Raw genomic sequence first — 20,810 nt, forward strand, 5'->3', positions numbered from 1 at the left:
CCACTTGGAATAGATCCTACGTTTGCCGTTTGATCGCCTTGCGCGTGCTCTCCAGAGAACGAATATGACGATCGTGATCCTTGCGTAGAATGCCGACGTACAAAATATCGATCACATTGAGCTGCGCGATACGCGAGGCCATCGCGCCGCTGCGGATGCTGTTCTCCAGCGAGCTGGTGAACAGATTGGTCTGCGCCGCCTCGGCTACCGGATTGGTGCCGAAGCGGGTGAGCGAGATCGTTTTTGCGCCGTTCTCGCCTGCCAATTGAAGCGAATCGACGACGTCCCGGGTCCCCCCTGAGTACGAAATGCCGAAAGCCACGTCCCGCTCGTCGAGATTGGCCGCAAGCGTCTTGAGCTCGTCCACGCCGAGTCCGGTCTCGCACCAATAATTGATGCGGGTCAGCTTTTGCTTGAGGTCCATTGCGATCACGCCGGAAGCGCCGACGCCGAAAAGCACAATCTTGCGCGCCCGGTACATGGCGTCAATGGCGACCTCCAGGCTCTCGCCGGACAAGACCGACATCGTGTCTTGAATCGAGCGCATGTTGTTGTGTGAGATCGAATCCACCAGTTCCCCGATTGGACCGTCGATTTCAATCTCTTGGTAAGCGGTGCGCGGCTCGTCATTGCCGGACAGATCTGCGGCCAGCCGCAGCTTCAACTCCTGGAATCCTTTGTAATTTAAGGAGCGGCACAGCCGAACGATGGTAGCTTCGCTGACATCTGCGAGACCGGCAAGCTTTTGAATCGACAGGTTAACGACCTCGCTTGGACGCTCGAGAATATACTCCGCTACCTTGCGCTCCATCGGTTTTAACGTCGGCAGCGCTGAATTTAAGCTGACCAGGCCCCCCTTAAGCATGCATGCACATCCTTCCTCGTGAAATCCATTTTGAAATTCATGAAGTTTTATTTCCTCGTTTATGCTCTTATTATACAATATTATTTCATGTTGTAAATGGGGAAATGAAATTTTATTTTGTCTTACGTCAGAATACCCTACATATGGAAAGCGTTCTCAACAGGGTTAGCGTGGTCGGGAATCCCGCAGCGAGGCTTGCTTGATCAGGTTTGCATCATTATTGAAAAGAAGCGGAAAAATCGGGGCTGCTTCGGGACTGCTAAAGTCAAAAAAACTTGTCCGGGATTATATAGTAATACTTAGTATTTCCAGGGGTTTCTCAGTCATACTCGTTTTACTGGGAACGGGGAACGAGTCTGTACACTTTGCCCTGATTAGCATCGCGATACGGGGGCAGATCGAATTAATCCTGGCATAAGCGGGCGAACGAGCAGACGCATGCGGGCAGTATTAGGGCGGCCGGGGCAGGCGCATGGGGACGGAGTTAGGGCGGTGGGCAGGCAGCCGGGGGATGACGCACGGCGAACGAGGCAAAGCAATCCGGACGGGGCGATGACGCACGGCGAACGAGGTGAGGCAGACACACGACGGCTGTAATGGACATAGGAGCACCTTAGCGCCGTTTTTTGGCGCCCTTCAGCTTCTAACGGACAGGAGGAACGCTTAGCGGGGGAAGTGGCCGTGTAGGTGGCGTAAATGACCGCTAAGCGTCGCTGGTGTTCGCTGGTGTCCGTTAGAGCAGCCGCCCGGCAGCGCTCTACTTCTTCAGCATCTCGAATACCTGCTCGACATCCTTATCGCCGCGCCCGGACAGATTGACGATGATGAGTTGATCCCGGGTCATCGTCGGCGCCAGCTTCTTGGCATAGGCGACGGCGTGAGCGCTCTCCAGCGCGGGGATGATTCCCTCGGTGCTCGACAGCTCCTGGAAGGCATCGAGCACCTCCTCGTTGCTCACGGCCACATACTCCGCACGGCCGCTGACCTTCAGATGGCTATGCTCCGGCCCGATGCCCGGATAGTCCAGCCCGGCGGCAATCGAATACGTTTTTTGCGGATTTCCTTCCTCGTCGAGCAGCACGAGGCATTTGAAGCCGTGAATCACGCTCGGCACGCCCTGCGTCAAGGTCGGCGCCTGGTCCGGTTCCACGCCGATCAGGCGCACCGACGGCTCGTCCAGGTAATGGGCGAATGCGCCGATCGCGTTGCTACCGCCGCCGACACAGGCCAGGACAGCGTCCGGCAGCCGCCCTTCCTTCTCCAGAATTTGACGCTTGGACTCCTCGCTTACGATGGACTGGAAGTGCTTGACCATCGTCGGGAATGGATGCGGTCCGACCGCCGAGCCGAGCAGATAGAACGTCGTTTTGTAATTTTGCACCAGATCGCCCAGCGCCTCGTCGACGGCATCCTTCAAGCGGCCCTGGCCCTTGTGGACGGGGACGACCTTGGCGCCGAGCAGCTCCATCCGGAATACGTTCAGCGCCTGCCGCCGCGTATCTTCCGCTCCCATGTAGATCACACACTCCATATTGAACATCGCGCAAGCCGTTGCCGTCGCCACGCCGTGCTGACCGGCCCCGGTCTCGGCAATGACCCGCTTCGCCCCCATGAGCTTGGCCAGCAGGATTTGCCCGATTACGTTGTTGATCTTGTGCGCTCCCGTATGATTCAGATCCTCGCGCTTCAGATAGATCTTGGCGCCGCCCCATTTTTTTGTAAGCCGTTCGGCATGCGTGAGCGGATTCTCGCGGCCCACATATTCCCGCAGATAGAACCGATACTCCGCATTAAACTCGGGATCGTCCTTGAACCGATTGAATTGTTCGCTCAAGTGGCCCAATACGTCCTGCAGCTCCGGGGGAACAAAGCTCCCTCCAAATTCTCCAAAATAGCCCTCTTGCGATGCTTCCAAACTCATCTTTCTTCGCCTCCTGTTCTTGATCCTACACCGGCCACAGGCCCCGGCCTTGCGGGCAGGAACTTATGCCGCCTTGCTTTTCATTATAGCCGAGCAACAGGCCAAGCGCCACGAGTGAGCCAAGCGCCGGAAAGGCCGCAAAACGAGGAGCGACCAAAGCAGTTGTATCGCAAGGAAATTTATACTTTTCAATAATTTTTTATTGTAAAACGATAAATATTATGTTAAATTCAATGCAATTCATCGCAAATGAGGTGCCGGCATGAACGCCACGCAACGCTCGACTCTATTCCTGAAAATCGCGCTCCTGGCCATGGGGCTGGCGGGCCTGGCGCTGTGCCTGCTCTGGCTGCCCGGCGTCGCCGCCGACACGGCCGAGACGAATCCGCAGACCGCTTATCTGCGGGTGCCGTTCCTGATCTGCGCCTACGTGGCCGCCATTCCGTACTTCCTGGCCCTGGTTCAGGCGTACCGATTGCTGACCTACATCGACGGTGACCAGGCATTCTCGACCTTGTCCGTGCGGGCGCTGCTGGCGATCAAGCGCTGCGCCGTCACCGTCAGCGTGCTGCTGGCGGCCGGCACACTGTTCGCTGTGCTCGTGGAGAGCGGGGCGACCGGCGTCGTCCGGCTCGGCTGCATCGTTGTCCTCGCCTCGTCGGTCATCGCCACCTTCGCGGCGGTGCTGCAGCGCTTGCTGCAAGAGGCTGTGGCGATCAAGTCCGAGCATGATCTGACAGTGTGAGGTGAGATGATGGCGATTATCGTGAATATTGATGTGATGCTCGCGCGGCGCAAGATGAGCGTGACGGAGCTGTCGGAACGGGTCGGCATTACGATGGCGAATCTGTCGATCCTCAAGAATGGCAAAGCCAAGGCCGTCCGGCTGTCGACGCTGGAGGCAATCTGCGAGGCGCTGGACTGCCAGCCCGGCGATCTGCTCGAATACAGGAGGGATGCGGATGCTTGACGTCAAAGGGTGGGCAGGCCGCGGCCCCATTCCCCTGCAGGCTCGGCTCAGACGCGCACTTGTGCAGCTCGTGCGCTTCGGCTGGCAGCAGGCGCTCGCCTGCGTCTTCCCCGTCGTCATCTTCGCCGCGCTGGCGGTGACGCAGACAGTCCCGCTGCCCGGGCTGCCGCGCTACGACTGGCTGCTGCTCATCTGTCTGGCGATGCAGGTCTGGATGCTGCGCGCCGGCTTGGAGACGCGCGACGAGCTCAAGGTCATCACCGTCTTTCACTTGATCGGACTGGCGCTGGAGTTGTTCAAGGTGCACATGGGCTCATGGTCGTATCCCGGCGAAGGCTGGACCAAGCTCGGCGGCGTGCCGCTCTATAGCGGCTTCATGTACGCGAGTGTGGCCAGCTACCTGTGTCAGGCGTGGCGGCGACTGCGGGTCGAGCTGACCGGCTGGCCCCCGCAGTGGCTGGCCGTACCGCTTGCGGCAGCGATCTATCTCAATTTCTTCACCCATCATTACTGGATCGACGTCCGCTGGTGGCTGGCGGGGCTGGTACTGCTCGTCTTCGCGAGGACATGGGTGTACTTCGAGGTCGGCGCCCGGCAGTACCGGATGCCGCTGGCTCTCTCCTTCGTGCTGATCGGCTTCTTCATCTGGGTCGCGGAGAATGTCGCCACATACTTCCGCGCATGGGAGTATCCCGACCAGTCCGACGCGTGGCGGCTCGTGCACGTCGGCAAGGTCAGCTCCTGGCTGCTGCTGGTCATCGTCAGCTTCCTGATCGTCGCCGCGCTCAAGCAGGTGAAGAAGGGACGTTTTTAAGCAGGACGGAGCACGTTGAATGCAATTTCAGCAGGCTGAATTCACATGTTTAAGAACAATTTCATGTGATATACTGGTCATGAATGGAGCTGATTGCAGATGAATGAGCTGCTTGATCCTCGCAACGATTTTTTGTTCAAGCGCATTTTTGGAAGCGAGGAAAATCGGGATGTGCTGCTAGCCTTTCTCAACCAGACGTTTATTGAAGCGAACAGTCAACCGCTAACTGAAATTACTCTGCTCAACCCATATACGGAAAAGGACGCGCCACGGGATAAACAATCGATTCTCGATATTCGCGCCAAAACGGCCGGCGGCGAGCTGATTAACGTGGAAATGCAGCTTTTCAACAAATATGATACCGAGAAGCGAACGATGTTTTATTGGAGCAAACTGTACAGTGGTCAATTGCAAAAAGGCCAACCGTATAATAAGCTGCAAAAATGCGTCGCGATCAACATTCTCAACTATGCTTTTTTGCCAAATCACCAGTACCACAGCGTTTTTCATCTGCGCGAGGATCGAACCGGGATCCCGCTGATCGACGACATTGAGCTCCATTTCCTGGAATTACCCAAGCTTGACGACCATGCCGTGCCAGTTGTTAACGGCGGGTTGGTCAACTGGTTGCTCTTTTTGAAAGATGTCGACAAGTCCAATTGGGAGGTGCTGACGATGCATGATCCGATGCTAAAAAAAGCCATGACTACGCTGGAATTTTTGAGTCAGGATGCCGAGGCCCGCAGATTGTACGAGGATCGTCAAAAATATTTACACGACGAGGCTTCCATGATTGAGGGAGCGTTGGCCGAAGGCGAGAAGAGAGGCCAAGCCATAGGCGAAGCTAGGGGCGAAGCTAGAGGCGAAGCTAGAGGCGAGAAGAAGAAAGCCGTTGAAATGACGCTGGAACTTTTGAAGCTCGGGGTAGAGACGTCGATCATTGCCAAAGCGTCCGGGCTCTCAGAAGAAGAAATCAAAGCGCTCAAAAATCAAAATAATTGAGCATAAGACCCGTATGAGCCACCCGCTCATACGGGTCTTATGCTTATAAGATCTGCTGTAATATCCGCAGGTATCAGAGGTCGAACCGCACAATCTCCGCCACCGTCATCACCGCCGGCAGCGCCGCGTCGTCCACCGGGACATCGTCGTACCAGCCGCCCACCGCCAGATTGAGTACGAGGTAGAACGGCTCGTCGAACGGCATGCCTGGCTCGAGGCGGCGCTCGGCGTAGCAGTAGCCGTCGACCAGCCAGCGGATCGCCTCCTCCGTCCATTCCAGTCCGTACTCGCGATCCTGCGCAATCGTCCCCTGCTCCAGTCGATGCGCGAACTCGTCGATCCGCTTGCGCGCCATGTCCGGCCCGTAATGCAGCGTGCCTGAGATCTCGCGCGGCAGCCGGCCCCGCGCCTCGAGCAGGTCGATCTCGCCCGAGGCCGGCCACGGGCCATACTTGTCCGCCTGAGGCATGAGCCAGATCGCCGGCCACAGTCCGGCGCCCTCCGGCAGCCGAGCGCGCACGACCAGCTTGCCGTAGCGAAAAGCCATCCGATCCTTCGTATCCAGCCGCGCCGACGTGTACGCGAACCTGCGCCCGCCCTCCTCCACAGGCTGGCGGCGCGCGCACAGGTTCAGTCCGGTGCCGTCCAGATACAGATTCGCCGCATCTGCCGTATAATACTGGCGCTCGTTGTTCCCCCAGCCGGGCACAATCGGCCGGCCCGCCTCGTCCAGCAGGTCGTTGCCCAGACGGATGTTCCAATCGCGCAGATCGGCGTCCGCCCGGGTGAAGTCCTGCCGCCACACCGGCTTGCACACTGGCTTGCTCATCCCCAATCTCCCCTTTCCCGATGTGCTCAGCATACTCGACTTTGCCCCGTCCGCGGACGGAATCCAAAAAAATGGGATAGCGCCAAAAACCGCGCTCCTTTTTTTTAGCGCTTTCATCTCATACGATGTACAGGAAGGGAGGGGGCGGCTACCAAGATGGATCGCACAAGGCAACCCGTGCTGCGCCGCATGCGGCGACAGTGGCAACTGCAAAGCATGGTCATTCCCGGCATCTTCTGGATGCTCATCTTCTGTTACCTGCCGATGTTCTGGCTGATCATCGGGTTCATGGATTACAGCATTGCCAAGCCGATGCTGCAATCGCCGTTTGTCGGGCTCAAGCATTTCGAGGCCTTCGCCTCGGACGACCGCTTCTGGCGATCGATTCGCAATACGCTGGGGATGAGCGCGATCAAGCTGGGACTCGGCTTTGTCATTCCGATTCTGTTTGCGCTGCTGCTCAACGAGATTCGCAGCCTGCGCTTCAAGCGCAGCGTGCAGACAATCTCCTACTTGCCCCACTTCATCGCGTGGACGATCTTCGGCGGCATCGCGCTCAATTGGCTGGGCGAGGGCGGCGTGGTCAACCAGGTGATGATCGGCCTCGGGCTGCAGGAGCGCGAGATTCTGTACAACAGCGACCCCGTCTATTTCTGGTGGATCGTCTTCTTCACCGATGTGCTCAAGGAGACGGGCTGGAGCGCCATCATCTACATCGCGGCCATCGCCGGCATCGACCCGGCGCTGTACGAGGCGGCGGAGCTGGACGGGGCCGGGCGCTGGCAGCGCATGTGGCACATCACGGTGCAGAGCATCCGCCCGACGATCGCGATCCTGTTCATCCTCGCGGTCAGCGGCATGCTCGGCAGCAATTTCGAACAGATCTTCATGCTGCAGAACAACATGAATCTGCGGATGGCGGAGAGCCTCGATCTGTACATCTACAACATGGGGCTCGTCTCGGGACGCCATTCCTTCTCCACGGCGGTCCTGTTCGCCCGCTCCATCGTCGCGCTGGGCCTGCTGCTGCTGGCGAACTACACGTCCCGCCGATTGACGGGCGACAGTATCTTCTGAGAGGGTAAGGGGGACACGCAATGCCACTGCGCGCAAGAAGGCGGCGCATCGGCGCTTTCACGATAGGCAACACCGTGCTGATGCTGACCGTATGCTTTTTTACGCTCTATCCGATGTGGTTCGTACTCGTCAATTCGTTCAACGCCTCCGAGCACGCCATCCTGGGCACGGTCAACTGGTGGCCCAAGGCGTGGTCGCTGGACAGCTACCGCGTCGCGTTCAACGATCCGCATCTGATGAACGGCTTTTTCATCACGACGATGCGCACCGTCATCGGCACGACGGCCCATGTGCTCTTCACCGCCATCGTGGCCTACGGCATGAGCAAGCGCCAGCTGATCGGCCGCCGGGTGTACATGAAGATCGCGCTCATCACGATGCTGTTCTCGGGCGGGCTGATTCCGACGTTCATCCTGATGACGAAGCTCGGGCTGTACGACAGCTTCTGGGTGTTCATCATCCCGGCGATGTACACGTTCTTCAACATGGTCATCTTCATGAGCTTCTTCCGCACCATCCCCGAGAGCCTCGAGGAGTCGGCCAAGGTCGACGGCGCGTCCGATTACGGCGTGCTGTTCCGGATCGTGCTGCCCAATAGCATGGCCGTGCTGGCGACGATCGCGCTGTTCTCGGCGGTGTATCACTGGAACGACTATTACCAGGGCGTCATCTACATTCGCTCGCAGGATCAATTGCCGCTGCAGACGATGCTCTACAAGATCATCGCCGAGAATGCGATGTCGTTCATGCAGCAGCAGGCGATGGCCCAGTTCGGGGCCCGGCTGCCGGGCAATTCGATCAAGTTCGCTTCGATGATGGTGGCGACGGTGCCGATCCTGCTGTTCTACCCCTTCATCCAGCGCTACCTGGTCAAGGGCGTCATGATCGGCGCGATCAAGGGATAAGCGCGAACGAAGAATGAAGCGACGGGCTGAACGCGCTCACGCGATCAGGTGGCGCTACGGAAGCGCTGAATCAATATGAGAGAAGAATGAGAGGATGATCGCACTATGAAACGCAAACCCTTCAAGGCCTCGGCAGCCCTGCTGCCGGCCCTCTGTCTGCTGCTGTCGCTCGGCCTCGCGGCCTGCACCGGCAATGGAGAGAACGATCCCCCGCCGACCAGCCAAGAAGGCGGCAACCACACGCAGCCGGACAACGCCGCAGGCGAGTCCGCGGGGAACGAGACGGCCGCGCCGAATCCCGACGAGCCGGCCTGGACGCTCGATACGAGCCCGGTGGAGCTGTCCTGGTTCGTCGGCGCGTCGTGGTACGCGCACAGCTGGGGCGACAGCCTCGTGTCGCAGTACGTCACGGACAAGACCGGCGTCAGCGTCAAGCTGGAGGTGCCCTCGGGCGAAGCCAACGAGCAAGTGACGCTAATGATGACCTCCGGCCAGCTCCCCGACCTGATCTCGATCGGTTCGTGGGAGACTGCCGTCAAGAAGCTCTGGGAAGGCGATCATGTGTATGCGCTCAACGAGCTGGCGGAGCAATACGACCCGTACTTCTTCAAGGTGGCCGGCGACGGCACGCTGAAGTGGTATCGCCAGGAGGACGGCAACAGCTACGGTATGCCCAACGACTCCTACAGCCCCAATCTGATGCACGAGACCGGCATGACCGCCGCCAACCAGACGTTCCTCGTGCGCAAGGACCTGTACGAGGAGATGGGCCGGCCCGATCTGACGACGCCGGAGGGCTTCCTCGGGGCGCTGCAGACGCTCAAGGACGAGTATCCGGAATACAAGGGGCAGCCGATCAGCCCGTTTTTCGCGCAGGGCAACGTCCCGTACGGCATGACCGAATACCTGCAGAATCTGCTCGCCATCCCGTATGAACAAGGCGGTCAGGTGTACGATCGCATCACCGATCCGGACTATATCGCGTGGCTCAAGACCTTCCGCACCGCCTACGAGCGGGGGCTGATCAACGTCGACTTCCTCGTCGACTCGGATACGCAGGTCGAGGAGAAGACGAACAACGCCCGCTACTTCATGATGATCCGCGAGTGGACCGGCATGACCGCCGTCAACCCGATGCTGGCGGCGAGCGCCAATCCGGAGTCCTACTACATCGCCGTGGACGGCCCGCGCAATAGCAGCGGCGATCCGGCCAAGCTGTTCCCCGGCAATATGGACGGCTGGATGGTGACGATGATCAGCAAGTCGACCGAGCATCCGGAGCGCGCCATCCGCTTCCTCTCCTATCTGGCGAGCGAGGAGGGCCAGCGCGACCTGTTCCTCGGACAGGAAGGGCAGACGTGGGAGACGGTGGACGGCAAGCCGCAGCTGAATCCCGAGCTGGTCGAGCTGCTGGGCAGCAACATCGAGCAGCTCGAGAAGGAATACGGCGTCCTCGACACGTACTGGATGCTGCGCAACCCCGTCATCGTCAACCAGTGGCGGCCGGAGAAGGCGCCGGTCATCAAGCAGATGGAGGACTTCGCCAACGCCCAGGCCGACATCGACAGCGGCATCTACAAGGGCCTCGATCCGCTCGGCGATGCCGAGGCGGCGATCGCCTGGTCGCGCATCTCGCAGAATTGGGAGGAAGTGCTGCCCGAGCTGATCACCGCCAAGGACGAGGCCGCCTTCGACAAGGTGTTCGACAGCTTCCTCGCCCGGCGCGACGAATACGGCTTCGAGCTGGTGACGGCGCATCGCCAGGCCGAGCTCGACGCGCGCAAGGCCAAGATGGCGGAGTAGGAACGCCGGGAAGCCGCACGATGCTTGGACAGGCGCCGAGCCACGAGAGCCAGCAGATGCTCCGACCGCTGTGCAGCGATGAACGTCGGCGTCCATGAGCACCTCTGCTCCCGCGGGCCCATGACAGCCTGCTCCTCCCCGCTGCCCGCAGCGCGGCGCCACACGGCGACCGCGCTGTTCCGGCACGCTTGTCAGTTATGGTATAGTATGGAAGCGGGGGAGGGGAAGCATGAAACGCTTACGCACACGGCTTGCCCGGCTATATCGCAATGCGGGCATTTCGCAGAAGCTTTTTTTGGCGTTCAGCCTGGTCATCGCCATTCCGGCGATTCTGATCTCGCTGCTGTTCATCCGGCAGCAGGAGGCGCAGCTGTACAAGGACGCCATGGCCGCCGGCAGCAGCCATGTCTCGCGCATGAGCGAGCAGCTGCGCAATCGGCTCGGCATGATTGAAACCGCTTCCTCCACGGCCTTGACCCAGACGGCGTTTATCGATTTCATCCATTCGGATATGCGCGGCGACGGTCTGCGGCTGGTGAAGTTTCGGCAGAATCAATTCGAGCAAATGCACAATATCATTCAGGGCAACGAGCTGATTGACGCGCTCAGCTTCTACGTGGACAATCCGCAGCTGTACGAAATCTGGCCCGAGATCTACCATTACGACCGCTTCGAGCCACAGGATTATTGGGCCGCGCTGCGCGAGGCCGGCGGCGGGGCGTTCCGCCTGTTCGCTTTTCAGGACGGCGCGGATACGCTCTCGTATTACCGGCTGGTGCGGCTGCAGGGCGGCCAGCACAAGCGCCCGAGCATCATGGAGATCCGCTCGGCGCATCAGATGTTTTTCCGCGAGTTGCTCGCCGAGACCGAGGGCGATTTTTTCGCGGTCGTCCTGGACGGCCGCGATCCGTCGCGGGCGATCTACAACGGCCGCCATGCCTTCGCCGCCCAGGCCGGCGAGCAGCTCGGCGCGATCCTGACCGGTCTGCACGGACGGCTGGACGCCCTGCAGCAGCATCCGATCGCGCTGGAGACGGGCGGCCACACCTACTATGCGCTGTACCGCTATATCGCCCCGCTCGATGCGTACGTGGTGGACCTCGCCTCCCGCCAGACGCTGCTGCAGGGGCCGCGCAGCTGGTACGGCATCGTCGCCGCCGTGACGGTGCTCGGGCTGCTGCTCATGCTGCTGCTCGTCTCGTTCACGACCCGGCGCATCTTCCGCCGCCTTGGCAGCGTGCTGGTCGCCATGCGCCAGGTGCGGCAGGGCCGGCTGGACGCCAAGATCGACACCGGCCTGGCCGGCGGCGAGCCCGGCGACGAGATCGACGAGGTGGCGGTCAGCTACAACGGCATGCTCGAGGAGCTGCGGCGCCTGATGACGCAGGTCGTGGATAAGCAATTGATCGCCAAAAACGCGCAGCTGCACTCGCTGCACGCCCAGATCAACTCGCACTTCCTGTACAATGCGCTCGAGTCGATCCGCATGCAGGCGGAGGTGCAGCGGCAGCCTGTGATCGCGGAGGCGCTCGTCTCGCTCGGCGCGCTGCTGCGCTATAGCATGAAGTGGAAGAGCGACACGGTGGCGCTCGGCGAAGAGCTCGACAATATTCGCAGCTACATCCGGTTCGTCAACTTCATGGAGGGCGGCGCGATCCGTCTGACGGCGCAGCTGCCGCCGGACGTGCTGCTCTACGCGATCCCGAAGATGTGCCTGCAGCCGATCGTGGAGAATGCGGTGCAGCACGCCGCGCCGCCCGGCGGCAGCGTGTCTATCACCATCACGGTGCGGGCCGAGCCCGGCAGCCGGCTGCTCGTGCAGATTCGCGACGACGGCGCGGGCATCGACCCGCAGACGTTGGAGCGGCTCCAGGCGGTGCTGCAGAGCAGCGCCGATACGCCGGTCGTCGCCGCCGGACACGGTCTCGGACTGGAGAATGTACACAAGCGGCTGCAGCTGCACTACGGGCCCGGCTGCGGGCTGCAGGTGGAGAGCGTCCGCGGTGTCTACACCCGCATCACCGTCTGTCTGCCGTGGGAACAAGCCAATCTGGGGGGGTGGTAACATGGTCCATATCCTGATCGTCGACGATCAGAAGCCGATTCGCGATGGCCTGCAGGCCATGCTGCGCCAATTCCCGCAGCAGCCCGAGGCGATCCATTGCGCCGCGAGCGGCGCGGAGGCGCTGGAGCTGCTGCAGGCGCACCCGATCCAGCTCGTCATCACCGATATCCGGATGCCGGAAATGGACGGACTGGAGCTGATGGCGCGCACGCGCGCCGAGGGGCGCCAGCTCGAATACCTGATTATCAGCGGCTACGGCGAGTTCGGCTATGCGCAGCAAGCGATCGGCCTCGGCGCCAAGGGGTACCTGCTCAAGCCGGTGAAGCGGGACGATCTGCAGACCGCGCTCGCGCGCGTCATGCAGGAGCTGCAGACGCGCATGTCGCTCTCGCGCAGCATGGAGCAGCTCTCCGCACGCGCCAGGGAGACCGAGCGCAAGGAGCTGCGCATGTATATGCAGGGGGCGTCCTACGACACCGCCTGGATCGAGCAGACCGAGCGGCGGCAGCCCGCGCTGTGGCGGGACTACCGGCTCTGTCTGCTGCGCGCCGCGCTGCGCGTCAACCAGCCGACCACAGGCGGCGCGGGCAGCATCGCGGCCCTCGCCGAGCGCGTGTACGGTCGCGAGGGCTGTCTGTGCCTGCAGCAGCGGCCCGGCCTTGTCCTCGCGGTCCGGGCGGACGCGCCGCCGGCGGCGCTCGCCGCCGCGCTGCGGGAGGCCGGCATCGAGGCGACCGTCGCCGTGACCGTGGCCAGGGGCGGACTCACCGCCTTGCCGGAGAGCTATGCCGAGGCGACCGAGTTGCACCGGCACAGCTACCTCCTGCCCGAGCGGCCTTGCATCGGACCTGACGATATCCGGCACCTGGAGCGGCAGTGGCAGCTGCCCTACGAGGAGCTGTACGCCCTCTTCCAGAGCATCGGCAGCGCGGCTGACGGCGCGATCGTCCAGGGCCTCTCCCGGCTCTTCCGCAAGGAGACGCTACAGCGCTACGATATCCGCTACACGGAGCAGCTGTGCCGCGCCACGGTGGAGATGCTGGAGGAGTACGCGCGCGTCATCCTTCCCTATATGGGCGAGGACTCGCTCGAGCTGGACGCCCTGCGCAGCCTGTACGACTATCCGGGCATCCGCGACTATCTGCAGGCACTGCAGACGCAACTGCTGCGGCTCAATCAATTCTATATCGCATTCAAGTGCAGCTACCGCAACTCCCAGGACCTCAAGGAGGCGATCCGCTACATCCACGAGCACTACCACAAGCCGCTCGATCTGGCCATGGTGTCCAACCACGTCTCCTTGAACTACGCTTACTTCTCCAATCTGTTCAAAAAAAACGTCGGCAAAGGCTTCGCCGAATACCTGCGCGACGTGCGGCTCGACAAAGCGCGGCGATTGCTCGCCGAGACGGACCGCAAAATCGTCGAGATCGCCGCCATGGTCGGGTACGAGAGCTACAAAAGCTTCACGCGGGCCTTCCGCGACGCCATGGCCATGCAGCCGACCGAATACCGGCAGGCGATGCGCCAGCCCGGCGCCCGCGCTCCGAAAAGCAGCGGGAGCAGCCGGCCCTCCGGCTTCTGAAAGCCGGAGCCAAAAAATTGGGGTACAACAAAAACAATTGCACCTTACGCCGCCTAATCGGGTCCGTTACAATAAAGATATTCCTCAATTGTAAGCGGTTACCACGGAGGGGGAGTCCGCTGCCGAGGGATTCCATTCCACTCTGAAGGAGGACGATTATGAAGCGTATTCGGACGACACAATTCCCACGGAGACAACGGGCGGCCCATTGGCTCCTGGCCTTGGTGCTGCTGGCCGGGGCGGTGCTGCTGCCGCCGTCCCCCGCGCACGCGGCGACGACGGTCACCTCGATGAGCTACTTCTCCGCCGCGGATGGCCCGGTCATCGCGAAGTCAGGGGTCGGCGAGGCGAGCTACGGCTTCGTCATGCCGGTCTTCAACGGCGGCAGCGCGACCTGGGAGGACGTATCCGACGATGTCGGCGTCAAGGTGAAGGTCGGCGGCAGCTGGATCGACATCGACAGCGCCGGCGGCTTCGTCTACAACCAGAACTGGGGGCATTGGAGCGACAGCGGCGCCCACGGCTACTGGTTCACCCTGTCCGCGACGACCGAGCTCCAGCTGTATTCCAAGACCAACGCCGGCGTCACGCTGGACTACACGCTGGTCTTTACGAATGTGAACACGACCACCATCACCGCGATGACAGCCACCCAGGGACCGCAGCTCACGGCCGGCTATACGGGCGGCGCGGGCTTCACCTACCCGGTCTTCAACAATGACCCGTCGATCCCCTACGAGGCTGTAGCAGGCGATCTCAGGTTGTACGTCAAGCCCGTCGCGGACACCGCCTGGATCGATATCGACAACAACGCCGCGAGCGGCTGGATCTACGACAGCAACTTCGGCCAGTTCACCGACGGGGGCGGCGGCTACTGGTTCACCGTGACCGAGTCGATCAACGTCAAGCTCGAGTCGGTCAGCTCCGGCGCCAGCCTCGTCTACACGATCGCCTTCAACGCGCCGGTGCGCAATAGCTACACGCTCACCGCGTACGACGGCACGAGCTACTCGGCCGACGCGAGCGGCGCGATCGGCATCCCGCTGCCGCGGATCGACGGCAATCCGGCGATCGGCACGGAGCTGGACGGCTTCGTCTACGAGATCCTGATCGACGGACAATGGGTCGACCTGAGCGACTCGGGCCAGAGCAGCTTCGTCTACTCCGGCAGCGGCTACAACAACATGTCCGACGCCAACCAGTGGGGCTACTGGGCCGACTACATCTACGGCCTCTGGTTCCAGCCGATCCAGGAGGACATGCAGCTGCGGATCGGCTATCCCGCCAACGGCCAGCCAGGCGGCAGCGTCGGCTCGAACTACGTCACCTATACCTTCATCGGCAATCCGAACGCGCCGCGCCCGGACGTCTCCGATCAAGGCGACGTCGCGATCGGCACGCCCAGCGATCCGGCGATCGCGGGCATGAACCTGATCTGGCAGGACGAATTCAGCGGCACTGCCCTCGACACGAGCAAGTGGAACTATGAGCTCGGCTACTACATCGGCAACGATCCCAACAGCTGGGGCTGGGGCAATGCCGAGATGCAGCATTACACCGACAGCGCGCAGAATGTATTCGTCCAGGACGGCAAGCTGAATATCCGGGCGCTGCACGACTACCAGTCGTTCCCGCAGGACCCGAGCCGGTACGCCACCTACTCCTCCGGCAAGATTAACACCAAGGATAACCTGTCGCTGCAGTATGGCCGCGTCGACATCCGCGCCAAGCTGCCCACGGGCGACGGCCTCTGGCCGGCAATGTGGATGCTGCCCGAGGACGCCGTCTATGGCGCATGGGCCGCCTCCGGCGAGCTCGACATCATGGAGGCCAAGGGGCGCCTGCCCGGCACGACGAGCGGGGCCGTGCACTTCGGCGGCCAGTGGCCGGTGAATCAGTACCTGGCCGGCGAATATTACTTCCCGCAGGGGGAGACATTCGCCAGCGACTACCACGTCTACACGATGATCTGGGAAGAAGACGACATCAAATGGTACGTGAACGGCGAATTCTTCTTCAAGGTGTCGCGCGAGCAATGGTACTCCGTCGCCGCGCCGAACAATCCGGACGCGCCGTTCGACCAGCCATTCTACCTGATCATGAACCTCGCGGTCGGCGGCCACTTCGACGGCGGCCGGACGCCGGATGCGTCCGATATCCCGGCGACGATGCAGGTCGATTACGTGCGGGTATACAAGGACGGCGAAGGCGGCAATCCTGGCGGCGAGAATCCCGGCGAGGAGCCGGAGCAGCCAGGCACCGTCGTGATCGGCGATGAAGCGAAGGGGATCAAGAAGACCGGCGACGATCTGCTCTTCTACGTCAACGGCGCCACCTTCGCAGATCTGCATTACAAGATCAACAACGGCCCTCAGCTCAATGTCGCGATGAGCGCGGCGGGCGGCGGCAACTACACCTATCCGGTCAATGGCCTGCAGCCGGGCGACACGGTCGAGTACTTCTTCACTTACAACCCGGGCACGGGCGCGCTCGACACGTCCTGGACGACGTATGTGCACGGCGTGACGCAGGGCGTGCCCGAGTAGCGAAGCGCTTATCCGGGCCAGCGTGGAGCCAGGTCCATCATATCCATGCAAAAAAGGGGAAGGGCTCAGGCTCTTCCCCTTTTTTCGCAGCTTTCCACTTTCCGTAATTGATAATAATTTTCATTGACATTTTAGCGCATACCCTTTACTATTTTCATGACACTGATAATCATTATCGGGTACATAACGATCCCATGCCTTCCGGCACGTACGCATGGGATCGCACTCCATTGAAAAAGGAAGGGTATTAAAAATGACTGTTACTCGCAAACGCACGTTCTCCACGCTTCTTCTACTAACGACTCTCGTGCTCGCGCTCGCCGCTTGCGGAGGCCAAAACTCCGATACGGCTGCAAACGCGGATAAAGGCGGCACAGGCTCTAGCAATAGCAATACGGAAAAGCCTGACGATACAGAAAACGCTGACGCAGGCGAAAATACCGACAATGAAACGAATGCATCGGCAGACGAAGCCTCCGAATATCCGATTACAATCAAGCATGCGCTCGGTGAAGCAGTCATTGAGAGCAAGCCGGAACGGATCGCCACGATTCAATGGGCGAACCACGATGTCGCGCTCGCGCTCGGCGTCGTCCCTGTCGGGTTCTCCGCGGCCAACTACGGCGTACAGGACGACAGCGGCCTGCTGCCCTGGACCGCCGCCAAGCTCGAAGAGATGGGCGTCACCGATCCGAACATCTATCAGGACACGGACGGCCTGGACTTCGAGGCGATTGCCGACAGCAATCCGGACGTCATCCTTGCCGCGTACTCGGGCATCACGCAGGAGGACTACGACATCCTCTCCGAGATTGCGCCGGTCGTCGCCTATCAGTCCAAGCCCTGGGTCATTACGTGGCGCGAGCAAGTGCTCTATAATGCGATGGGCATGGGCATGGAGGAAGAAGGCAAGCAGTTGATTGCCGACACCGAGCAGCTCATTCAGGACAAGGCTGCCGAGTACCCCGAGATGGCGGGCAAAACAATCGTCTGGGCCAACTTCTCGGCGAACGATCTATCCAAATTCCATGTCTATACGCCGGGAGACCCGCGCGGTGAATTCCTCGTCGAGCTCGGCATGGAATACCCGGCCAGTGTCACCGATTTGATCGAAGATCCAAATAGCTTCTCCCTGCAAGTGAGCACCGAGAATGCCGACGTGCTCAACGATGCCGATCTGCTGATCAGCTACGGCGACGAAAGCACCTACGAGGCCGTGAAAGCCGATCCGGTGCTGGGCAAAATTCCGGCCATCGAAAGAGGCTCGGTCGTCTTCATCGGCAACGGCACGCCGCTGGCCGCCGCCGGCAATCCAAATCCGCTATCGATCGCGTACACGATTGACGATTATCTGGCTCTGATCGGAGATGCGATTAGCAAAATCGATGGATAGCGTGGCGGTTGTCTCCACCAAAAAGCTGCGCGCCGTCCATGTTCCCCGGCACTTTACGAAAGTGCTGCTGCTGAGCCTCGTGCTGTTGGTCGTCTGTGTCATTGCCTCGCTCGTGCTGGGCTCCCGCTTGGTGAGCTGGCACGAGCTGATGAACGGCTTGTTCGCGTCCGACGCGGACTCATACGGAGCCAGCGTTATCCAGAAGCGAATCATTCGAACGATGTTCGGACTATGCTGCGGCGCGGCGCTGGGCATATCCGGCGCCTTGATGCAGGCCGTCACGCGCAACCCGATTGCCGATCCGAGCATTCTGGGCGTCAATACAGGTGCGGCCTTGTTCGTGGTCTGCGGCATCGCCTTTCTAAACATCAGCACGATGGGTCAGTACATCTGGCTGGCATTGGCCGGAGCGATGCTGACCGCCGTCTTCGTGTTCGGCATCGGCTCGATGGGGCGTGGAGGAGCCACGCCCCTTAAGCTCGTCTTGGCTGGAGCAGCTACGAGCGCGGCGCTTTCCTCTTTGGTCAATGCGATTATGATCCCGCGTTCGTATGTCATGGATCAGTTCCGCTTTTGGCAGGTCGGGAGCATCGGCTCGGGGAATTGGGACACCGTCTCGGCGTTCCTCCCCTTCCTGTTCGCGGGCGCCTTGATCGGCATCGTCGCCGCGCCGGCGCTGAACGCGCTGGCCCTTGGCGAGGAAGTGGCTCAGAGCCAGGGCGTACGAGTCGGTACCTTGCGGCTATTCGCCGCACTGGCGGGCGTGCTGCTCTGCGGAGCCGCGACTGCGCTCGCGGGGCCAATCGGCTTCGTCGGGTTGCTGGCCACGCATCTCGTACGGCTCCTGCTCGGCCCCGACCTGCGGTATATCATCCCGATGTCCGCATTATTCGGGGCCATCGTGCTGCTCTTCTCCGATGTGGTCGGCCGACTGGTCGGCAGCCCCGGAGAGCTGGAGGTCGGCGTCGTGACGGCATTCGTCGGCGCGCCGATTCTCATCCTGGTCGCCATACGATCGAAGGTGCGCGCACTATGACTAGCATCCCTACGACAGGCACGATCCAAGATGCCGCCGCCGTCGCTGCTATTCGGGCAGGCCGACGCCAACGCAGCCGACGCTGGCTGCTGGTGACCGGTCTACTGGCTGTTTCGGCTTGTCTCCTATGCTGTGCCATGCTGATGCTCGGCAACACCATCTACCCGGCGCGCGACGTGCTGCAGACGCTGCTGGGCGAGCGATTGCCCGGCGTGTCCTTTGCCGTGAATACGATTCGATTGCCGCGCATGCTGGCCGGTCTGCTTGCCGGGCTGGCGTTCGGGCTGGGCGGCAACACCTTCCAGACGATGCTGCGCAACCCGCTCGCGAGCCCCAATGTGATCGGCGTTACTGCGGGCTCAAGCGCCGCGGCCGTGTTTTGCATCGTCATCCTGCATACGAGCGGTACCGTCGTGTCCATGGTCTCCGTGTTCGCCGGGCTGGCGACCGTGCTCGTGCTCTATGCGTTATCCAGAGGCAAGGCTTTCTCGATTGGGCGGCTCATCCTCGTCGGGATCGGCATCCAGGCGATGTTGAACGCGGCCGTCTCCTACATGCTGCTGGTGGGCAAGGAGCAGGATATCCCGACCGCCTTCCGCTGGCTCAGCGGCAGCCTCAACGGCGCCCAGCTCGACGATCTGCCGGCGCTGGCCGTTACGGTCGCGGTCGCGGGGCCGATCGTGCTCCTGCTCGGCAAGCATCTGGGCATGCTGGAGCTCGGCGAGCAGGCCGCTTCGTCGCTTGGCGTATCCACGGACAAGATCCGCATCTTACTCATCGTAAGTGCGGTCTGCATGATCGCCATGGCGACTGCGGCTACCGGACCGATCGCCTTCGTCGCTTTCTTGTCGGGGCCGATTGCGAAGCGACTGGTCGGCATCGGCTTCTCCAGCGCGCTGCCCGCCGGACTGGTTGGCGTCAATCTGGTACTGGCTGCCGATCTGATCGGGCAATTCGCCTTCCAGACGCGCTTCCCGGTCGGGATCATCACGGGTATACTCGGCGCGCCGTACCTGCTCTACTTGCTTATTCGAATGAATCGAAAGGGACATGTCTAAATGAAACCGACGCATGCATTCAAAGCCGAACATCTCGTCGCGGGCTATGAGCAAAAAACGGTCGTGCACGGGGTCAGCCTGGAAATCCCGAGCCACCGAATCAGCGTCATCATCGGCGCCAATGCCTGCGGCAAGTCGACCCTGCTGAAGACGATGGCCCGGCTGATCAAGCCGCAGTCGGGATCGATCACGCTGGACGGCAAGCCGCTGGAGAAGTATCCGCCCAAGCAGCTGGCGCGTATCCTCGGTCTGCTGCCGCAATCGCCGATCGTGCCGGAGGGCATCTCGGTCGCGGATCTGGTCGGGCGCGGCCGCTTCCCGCATCAGTCCTTGCTCAGCACCTGGTCGAAGCGGGACTATGAGGCGGTCGCCGAGGCGATGTCGATCATGAACATCACGGAGCTGGCCAATCGCAGCATCGACGAGCTGTCCGGCGGCCAGCGCCAGCGCGTCTGGATCGCGATGGCGCTGGCGCAGCAGACCGACATTCTGTTCCTGGACGAGCCGACGACGTTCCTGGACATCACCTACCAGGTCGAGATTCTCGATCTGCTCACCGACTTGAACCGCAAGCATGGCACCACCATCGTCATGGTGCTGCACGACATCAACCTGTCGGCCCGATACGCTGACCACATCTTCGCGATGCGCGAAGGCCGGCTGCGGGCCGAGGGTCCGCCAGCCGAAGTCATCACCAGCGAGGTCATCCGGGATATCTTCGGTCTGGATTGCAGCGTGATCCCCGACCCGGTGTCCGGCTCGCCGATGATCGTGCCCAAGGGGCGGCATCACGTGCTGGCTGGCGTAGCCCGCTGACCTCCAGTCTGCCATTGCGCCAGCACCGCCTGCTTCCGATACGCGCCCGGCGGGATGGTAAAAAACGAAAAAAGAGCCGCTCCCTCCCGGGAACGGCTTCTCTTTTATTTCGCTTACTACATAAC

General features: G+C 61.2%; 17 protein-coding genes. 14 read left to right on the top strand and 3 right to left on the bottom strand.

Translation table 11 applies throughout. The annotated features are described in order from the left end of the window. Positions 1-16: 16 nt before the first annotated feature. Positions 17-865 (bottom strand): MurR/RpiR family transcriptional regulator, encoded by an 849-nt coding sequence (locus IDH44_RS14185; RefSeq protein WP_190918686.1) that lies wholly within the window; start codon positions 863-865, stop codon positions 17-19. A 757-nt stretch (positions 866-1,622) separates the two neighbouring features. Further along, positions 1,623-2,786: a tryptophan synthase subunit beta gene (gene trpB, locus IDH44_RS14190; protein WP_190918688.1), complete on the bottom strand. Its 1,164-nt coding sequence runs from the start codon at positions 2,784-2,786 to the stop codon at positions 1,623-1,625. A gap of 262 nt (positions 2,787-3,048) precedes the next feature. Here trpB and IDH44_RS14195 point away from each other — a divergent pair, with 262 nt between their 5' ends. The 4 genes from IDH44_RS14195 (at position 3,049) to IDH44_RS14210 (ending at position 5,572) form a co-directional block, all read left to right on the top strand. Then, on the top strand, positions 3,049-3,531 hold the full coding sequence (locus IDH44_RS14195) for a DUF2975 domain-containing protein (protein WP_190918690.1): 483 nt from the start codon (positions 3,049-3,051) through the stop codon (positions 3,529-3,531). 9 nt (positions 3,532-3,540) lie between these two features. Beyond that, positions 3,541-3,756 carry a helix-turn-helix domain-containing protein gene (locus tag IDH44_RS14200; protein ID WP_190918692.1) on the top strand — a complete coding sequence of 72 codons (216 nt, stop codon included), beginning with the start codon at positions 3,541-3,543 and terminating at the stop codon, positions 3,754-3,756. Continuing rightward, positions 3,749-4,570, top strand: coding sequence for a DUF817 domain-containing protein (locus tag IDH44_RS14205; protein ID WP_190918695.1), 822 nt, complete (start codon positions 3,749-3,751; stop codon positions 4,568-4,570). Before IDH44_RS14200 ends, IDH44_RS14205 begins: the two co-directional genes overlap by 8 nt. A 99-nt stretch (positions 4,571-4,669) precedes the next feature. Continuing rightward, positions 4,670-5,572 carry an Rpn family recombination-promoting nuclease/putative transposase gene (locus tag IDH44_RS14210; RefSeq protein WP_190918696.1) on the top strand — a complete coding sequence of 301 codons (903 nt, stop codon included), beginning with the start codon at positions 4,670-4,672 and terminating at the stop codon, positions 5,570-5,572. Positions 5,573-5,645: 73 nt separating this feature from the next. Here the strand turns inward: IDH44_RS14210 and IDH44_RS14215 are convergent, their stop codons facing one another. After that, the gene (locus IDH44_RS14215) at positions 5,646-6,401 is read right to left on the bottom strand and encodes a glycoside hydrolase family 16 protein (RefSeq protein ID WP_190918698.1); all 756 of its coding nucleotides are present in this window, start codon (positions 6,399-6,401) and stop codon (positions 5,646-5,648) included. 156 nt (positions 6,402-6,557) lie between these two features. Between IDH44_RS14215 and IDH44_RS14220 the strand changes: the two genes are divergently transcribed. The 10 genes from IDH44_RS14220 to IDH44_RS14265 all read left to right on the top strand — a co-directional run bounded on the left by IDH44_RS14220 (position 6,558) and on the right by IDH44_RS14265 (position 20,685). Next, the gene (locus IDH44_RS14220) at positions 6,558-7,478 is read left to right on the top strand and encodes an ABC transporter permease (protein WP_190918700.1); all 921 of its coding nucleotides are present in this window, start codon (positions 6,558-6,560) and stop codon (positions 7,476-7,478) included. A 20-nt stretch (positions 7,479-7,498) separates the two neighbouring features. Beyond that, positions 7,499-8,383, top strand: coding sequence for a carbohydrate ABC transporter permease (locus tag IDH44_RS14225; RefSeq protein WP_190918702.1), 885 nt, complete (start codon positions 7,499-7,501; stop codon positions 8,381-8,383). A gap of 105 nt (positions 8,384-8,488) precedes the next feature. Further along, positions 8,489-10,186 (top strand): extracellular solute-binding protein, encoded by a 1,698-nt coding sequence (locus IDH44_RS14230; RefSeq protein WP_190918704.1) that lies wholly within the window; start codon positions 8,489-8,491, stop codon positions 10,184-10,186. 229 nt (positions 10,187-10,415) lie between these two features. Beyond that, positions 10,416-12,251: a sensor histidine kinase gene (locus IDH44_RS14235; protein ID WP_190918706.1), complete on the top strand. Its 1,836-nt coding sequence runs from the start codon at positions 10,416-10,418 to the stop codon at positions 12,249-12,251. Between the two features lies 1 nt (position 12,252). Next, positions 12,253-13,836 carry a response regulator gene (locus tag IDH44_RS14240; protein ID WP_190918708.1) on the top strand — a complete coding sequence of 528 codons (1,584 nt, stop codon included), beginning with the start codon at positions 12,253-12,255 and terminating at the stop codon, positions 13,834-13,836. Positions 13,837-13,994: 158 nt separating this feature from the next. Next, on the top strand, positions 13,995-16,382 hold the full coding sequence (locus tag IDH44_RS14245) for a glycoside hydrolase family 16 protein (protein ID WP_190918710.1): 2,388 nt from the start codon (positions 13,995-13,997) through the stop codon (positions 16,380-16,382). 253 nt (positions 16,383-16,635) lie between these two features. Continuing rightward, a complete protein-coding gene (locus IDH44_RS14250; RefSeq protein ID WP_190918712.1) occupies positions 16,636-17,775 on the top strand; it encodes an iron-siderophore ABC transporter substrate-binding protein in 1,140 nt (379 codons plus the stop codon). Continuing rightward, entirely contained in the window at positions 17,768-18,811 is a 1,044-nt protein-coding gene (locus IDH44_RS14255; protein WP_190918757.1) for a FecCD family ABC transporter permease, read from the top strand. The genes IDH44_RS14250 and IDH44_RS14255 overlap by 8 nt, the downstream gene beginning before the upstream one ends. After that, complete coding sequence (locus IDH44_RS14260) at positions 18,808-19,869, top strand: FecCD family ABC transporter permease (RefSeq protein WP_190918714.1); 1,062 nt, start codon at positions 18,808-18,810, stop codon at positions 19,867-19,869. The genes IDH44_RS14255 and IDH44_RS14260 overlap by 4 nt, the downstream gene beginning before the upstream one ends. Then, on the top strand, positions 19,870-20,685 hold the full coding sequence (locus IDH44_RS14265) for an ABC transporter ATP-binding protein (protein ID WP_190918716.1): 816 nt from the start codon (positions 19,870-19,872) through the stop codon (positions 20,683-20,685). It abuts the gene before it with no gap. Positions 20,686-20,810 lie beyond the last annotated feature (125 nt).

This window comes from Paenibacillus sabuli (genome assembly GCF_014705605.1).
Taxonomy (GTDB): domain Bacteria; phylum Bacillota; class Bacilli; order Paenibacillales; family Paenibacillaceae; genus Paenibacillus_D; species Paenibacillus_D sabuli.